The following is a 5,153-nucleotide window of genomic DNA, read 5'->3' as shown; positions in this document are numbered from 1 at the left end:
CCGCCGGCTGCCCGCCGCCCGGGGACGGCCCCGCGCCGTCAGCCTGCGGCTGCCGGGCCGTCCCCGGCGTCGCGCCCGGCCGCGATCCGGCGGGCCATGAGCGTGGTCAGCTCGTACGCGGTGTGCGAGGCGGCCACCGCGGTGATCTCGGCGTGGTCGTACGCCGGGGCGACCTCCACGACGTCGGCGCCGACGAGGTTGCAGCTCGCGAGCCCCCGCAGGATCTCCAGCAGCTCCCGCGAGGTCATTCCCCCCGCTTCCGGCGTTCCGGTGCCGGGAGCGTGCGCGGGGTCCAGGCAGTCGATGTCGATGGAGACGTAGAGCGGGCGGTCACCGATGCGTGCGCGCAGCTGGTCGGCCACCTCGTCCACGCCGCGCCGCATGACGTCGGCCGAGGTGACGATGCCGAACCCCATCTTCTCGTCGTCGTCGAGGTCCTTGCGGCCGTAGAGCGGCCCGCGGATGCCGACGTGGGAGAGGGCCGAGGTGTCGAGGATCCCCTCCTCCACCGCGCGGCGGAACGGCGTGCCGTGGGTGTACTCCGCGCCGAAGTAGGTGTCCCAGGTGTCGAGATGGGCGTCGAAGTGGAGCAGCGCCACGGGGCCGTGGCGCCGGGCGGCGGCACGCAGCAGCGGCAGCGCCACGGTGTGGTCGCCGCCCAGCGTCACCAGTCGGGTGCCGGACGCCATCAGGTCACCGGCGGCGGCCTCGACGGTCTCCACCGCCTCCTCGATGGAGAAGGGGTTGACGGCGATGTCGCCCGCGTCCGCCACCTGGGCGAGGGCGAAGGGCGAGGCGTCCTGCGCCGGGTTGTAGGGACGCAGGAGCCGGGACGCCTCCCGGATCGCGTTGCCGCCGAAGCGGGCGCCCGGCCGGTAGGAGACCCCGCTGTCGAAGGGGACCCCGACGACCGCGATGTCGGCCCGGCCGACCTCGTCGAGCCGCGGCAGGCGGGCGAAGGTGGCCGGTCCGGCGTAGCGGGGCACGCGGGAGGAGTCGACGGGGCCGCGCGGCCCGGCGCCGGGGGTGGTGGTGGGGGCTGCGGACGGTTGCTCGTTGGACATGCCCGCAGGGTAGGCGCCCGGTGGGCACGGGGTCGCTGGACAGCGTGCAGGAACCGCCGGTCACGTTTTGGCCACTGTGTACGGGCGCCAGGGTGCCGCCCGGGGCGACCACCGCCACAATGGGATCATGTTTCCGGTTTCGCGTGTGCCCTCCCGTGACGAGCTGCTCGACCACCTCGTGGGGGCCCGCATCGCCGGCGACGTGGCCACGCCCCGTGAGAACAACCTGGCGCACTACCGCGAGTTGGCCAATGGCAACCCGTACTACTGGTTCGGGGTGGACCTCGGTGACCGCTGGGCCGACGAGCAGGACGTCCTCGCGGTGATGGCCGAGCTCTGCGGCGTCAACGAGGACCCCGGCCACCGCGCCGGCCAGGACACCATCGACCCCGAGCTCACGGTCGCCGCGCTGGACCGCGCCGCCGCCGAACTGGGCAAGGCCGCGGCCGACCGGGCGCGGGTGCTGACCGCGACCGGGCACCCGGGGGGACTGCTCGACGTGCACGCCCAGGTCGCCGCCGCGCTGCGGGCGGCGGGGTGCGAGCTGGTGCGGGTCCCGCTGGGCCTGACCGCGGACCAGGGGGTCGTCACGCAGCTGGCGGGCGTCGCGGTGTACGAGCGCGGCGCCTCCCTGTGGCACACTCACTCGCCCGCGCCGATGTCGGAGATCCTGGGCGCGCTGCCGCGGGAGGGCGAGGCGCTGCCGGACCTGGTCTTCGCCGACCACGGCTGGGCGGGGTGCGCGGCGCAGCACGGGATAACCACGGTCGGTTTCGCCGACTCCAACGACCCCGCGCTGTTCCTCGCCGAGCACGAGGGGACGCTGAAGGTCTGCGTCCCGCTGGACGACCACGTGGTCAACCCCAGGTTCTACGAGCCGATGACGGCGTACCTGCTGGCGGCGGCCGAGCTGGGCTGACGCCCGCCCTCCGTCCTGCGCTCCGTCCCGCTCCGCCCCGCTCCCCCTCTGTCCGGCGCTCGCCGCGTGGGCGCCGCGTCCGTTCCGCGAGCCCGTTCGGCGCGCACCGCCGGGTGCCGCGGCGCGTCCCTCCGCCCTGATCCCCCGGCGCCCGCCGTCGAGGCGCCGTGCTCGTCCGCGCCGCGCGGCCGAAGATCGACCCCACCCCTTGTTCGATGATTACGTATCTGCGTAATCTTTGCTCATGAAGAGCGACCGGTCCACCCCGCCCCGCGCCGCGACCACCGACGACGCCCGTGCCGACACCGACACCGACACCGAGATGCTCGCGGAGCGCCTCACCGCGCTGACCGAACGGGTCGCGGCGCTGGAGGCGGTGGCCGTCGACGCGTCGCCACCGGCCCCCACCGGCGACCTGCCCGACCCCGACGCCTTCTGGGCACTGCACCGGCTGCGCTCCGAACTGGCGGAGCTGGGCGAGGCGGACGGCGGCGTGATGATCGTCGGCACCGTCGCCGCCGGCCCCTCGGGCGGGCGGGCCGAGTGGCAGCAGGCGTTCGGCACCGCCGCACTGCTGGAGAGCGACTGGACCTCCCTGGCCGACACCGTCGCCGCACTCGGGCAACCGGTACGGCTCCGCCTGATCCAGGGCCTCCTGGCGGGCCGTTCCACGGTTGCGGAGCTGGTCGAACTCGACGGCGTCGGCACGACCGGGCAGATCTACCACCACCTGCGGCAACTCGTCGCCGCCGGCTGGTTGCAGGCCGCCGGCCGCGGGCGCTACGAGGTGCCGCCGCACCGGCTGGTACCGCTGCTGGTCACGCTCGGCGCGGCACGCGGCTGACCCGGCCCGGGGTCCGACGGTCCGGCGGGCCCGTCGACCACCCGCCCCCGCATCCGACCCCGCCCCGCCTGCTCACCGCGGGGCGCGCGTCGCTCGGCACGCACCACGCGGCGGCGCCCCGTCCGCACCACCGGAAAGGAACCTTCCGTGCTCCTCCGCCTCCGGAGACGCCACGGCGTCCTCACCACCGCCGGCACCGTCGTGATGGTGCTCACCGGGACCTTCGACGGCCCGGTCGCCCTCTACCTGGCGTCCGTGGCCACCCTGCTCGCCGGCTTGGCGGCGCAGTGGACCCTGGTGCGGCGGCAGTCGCCCCGGAAGGGCGAGGCGGCCCCCGAGCCGGTGGTCCTCCCCGCGCCGTTCTCCGGGCGCTGGACCGCGCTCAACAGCCCCGCGACCAAGGTCCCGAGCCACACCCACAGCCATGCGCAGACCTACGCGATCGACGTGCTGCGGTCCGGGCCCGACGCGGCACCGGAGCCGCCGTTCACCTGGCTGTGGCCCCCGGTGCGCCGACCGGAGCGGTACCCGTCGTTCGGTGAGCCGCTCAGCGCCCCCGCTGCGGGCACCGTCGTCATGGCGGAGGACCGCTGCCGGGACCATCTGACACGGATGTCGCTGCCCGGCCTCGTCCTCCTCGTGCTGGAGGGCTTCGCCCGGAGCCAGGGCGCGTCCCGGCATCTGCTGGGCAATCACGTGACGCTCGACCTCGGCGACGGCGTGTACGCGGTGCTGGCCCATCTGCGGCGCGGCAGCCTGCGGGTCGGCGTCGGGGACCGGGTGGCGGCCGGGCAGCAGCTCGGGGAGTGCGGCAACTCCGGCAACTCCTCCCACCCGCACCTGCACTACCAGCTGATGGACGGGCCCGACGTGCGCACCGCACGGGGCCTGCCGTTCGCCTGGCGCTACCGGGACGTGGCGGGGGCGGAACGCACCGGAGTGCCCGCGAACACTGAGGAGTTCACCCCGGAGGCGCCGACCGACCGCCCGACGGACGACCCGGCGGGCTGAGCCCGTCGGCCGCGCACCTCCGCGCCGCCGCACGCCGGGTGACCGGTCGGCCGGGCGGACCGGCGCCCGCTCACCCGGCGTTCATCACAGCGGCCGGTCGGCCGGGGTCGTCGTTCACCCGGGCTTCCTAACCTGCCGGGCGTGCCCCGGGGCCAGTGGCCCCGCCCGACGCCCGACAGGACCCGTGATGCGCTCCGAGCCCCGCTCCCCCGGCCGCCCGGCCACCGCCCTCGCCCACCCGCGGCCCGTGGTGCGCGGCCTGCTCGCACCGGCCGCGCTCTGCCTGGCGCTGGCGGCGCCGCTGACCGCCGTCGCGCCGACGGCCTCGGCGGTGGCCGTGCCCCCCTTTGCCTCCCCCGCCGCGGCACCGGCGCAGGGCGGTGAGGCACGGCTGACCTGGGGCGTGGTGCCCGCCGCCGAGGACGGCGCCGACGCACGCGTGTCGATCCGGGCCGAGCTCGAACCAGGCGCCGAACACCGGGACTTCGTGGAGGTCACCAACTTCTCGGAGCGACCGGTGACCTTCGCCCTCACCGCCTCGGACGGCGTCGTGGTGGAGACCGGGGAGTTCGACCTCCTCCCGGAGTCCGAGGAACCGGTGGGCAGCGGGGCGTGGATCACCATCGACGACGAACTCGCTCTGGAGGCGGGTGGCAGCGCGGTGGTGCCGTTCACGTTGCGCGTCCCCGATGACGCGCTGCCGGGCGACCACCCCGGGGGGATCGCGGTCTCCGTGCGCACCGCGGGCGAGGACGAACAGGGCAACGAGATAGCACTGGACGCCCGGGTGGGGGTCCGGGTCCACCTGCGCGTGGCGGGCGAGGTGGCGCCCGCGGTGGAGATCGCGGACCTCTCGGCGAGCTACCGGCACTCGTGGAACCCCTTCCGACCCGGGACGGTCGAGGTGTCCTGGACGGTGGCCAACACCGGCAACGTGCGTCTGGGTTCGGTCCAGTCCGTGGCGGTGACCGGCCCGTTCGGCATCGGCACGGACGCCGCCGGGGGCCCGGTGGCCGAACAGCGGGAGGTGCTGCCCGGGCAGCACAGTCGCGAGGAGTCCTTCACCGCCGAGGCGTGGCCGCTGGGCCGGCTCACCGCCGAGGTCGTCGGCGAGCAGAGCGCCGTGGGCGAGGACGTCGTGGAGGCGGCGCTGCGCGAGGCGCATGCCGAGGTGCGGTTCCTGGCGGTCCCCTGGGCCCATCTCGGGCTGCTCGCAGCGTTGTCGCTGCTGGGCGGCGGCTGGTGGTGGCGTCGTCGGACCCGCCGCCGCAGGCTGGCCGCCGCGCTGACGGCGGCGCGCGCCGAAGGCGCGGCC

5 protein-coding genes are annotated in these 5,153 nt (G+C 75.6%); 4 read left to right on the top strand and 1 reads right to left on the bottom strand.

Annotation, left to right across the window (positions count from 1 at the left end):
* Positions 1-38: 38 nt before the first annotated feature.
* Complete coding sequence (gene speB, locus HCJ92_RS21975; protein WP_167935350.1) at positions 39-1,064, bottom strand: agmatinase; 1,026 nt, start codon at positions 1,062-1,064, stop codon at positions 39-41.
* A gap of 127 nt (positions 1,065-1,191) precedes the next feature.
* Here speB and HCJ92_RS21970 point away from each other — a divergent pair, with 127 nt between their 5' ends.
* The 4 genes from HCJ92_RS21970 to HCJ92_RS21955 form a co-directional block, all read left to right on the top strand.
* Positions 1,192-1,983 (top strand): phosphatase, encoded by a 792-nt coding sequence (locus HCJ92_RS21970; protein WP_167935349.1) that lies wholly within the window; start codon positions 1,192-1,194, stop codon positions 1,981-1,983.
* Positions 1,984-2,227: 244 nt separating this feature from the next.
* Positions 2,228-2,827, top strand: a complete 600-nt coding sequence (locus tag HCJ92_RS21965; protein ID WP_420824757.1) for an ArsR/SmtB family transcription factor — start codon at positions 2,228-2,230, stop codon at positions 2,825-2,827.
* A 147-nt stretch (positions 2,828-2,974) separates the two neighbouring features.
* The gene (locus HCJ92_RS21960) at positions 2,975-3,838 is read left to right on the top strand and encodes a M23 family metallopeptidase (RefSeq protein ID WP_338054317.1); all 864 of its coding nucleotides are present in this window, start codon (positions 2,975-2,977) and stop codon (positions 3,836-3,838) included.
* A 187-nt stretch (positions 3,839-4,025) separates the two neighbouring features.
* Positions 4,026-5,153, top strand: a 1,128-nt coding sequence (locus HCJ92_RS21955) for a DUF916 domain-containing protein (protein WP_167935348.1), incomplete at its 3' end; no start/stop codon positions are given.

The sequence above is a fragment of the Streptomyces spiramenti genome (genome assembly GCF_012034385.1).
Classification (GTDB): domain Bacteria; phylum Actinomycetota; class Actinomycetes; order Streptomycetales; family Streptomycetaceae; genus Streptomyces; species Streptomyces spiramenti.
Note: the sequence above shows the minus strand (reverse complement) of the source record. Positions and strands in the feature narration are given on the sequence as shown.

Excerpts from the sequence above, each read along its gene's own strand:
- HCJ92_RS21965 (WP_420824757.1), top strand. The coding sequence starts at position 2,228 with ATGAAGAGCGACCGGTCCACCCCGCCCCGCGCCGCGACCACCGACGAC.
- HCJ92_RS21970 (WP_167935349.1), top strand. The coding sequence starts at position 1,192 with ATGTTTCCGGTTTCGCGTGTGCCCTCCCGTGACGAGCTGCTCGACCAC.
- speB (WP_167935350.1), bottom strand. The coding sequence starts at position 1,064 with ATGTCCAACGAGCAACCGTCCGCAGCCCCCACCACCACCCCCGGCGCC.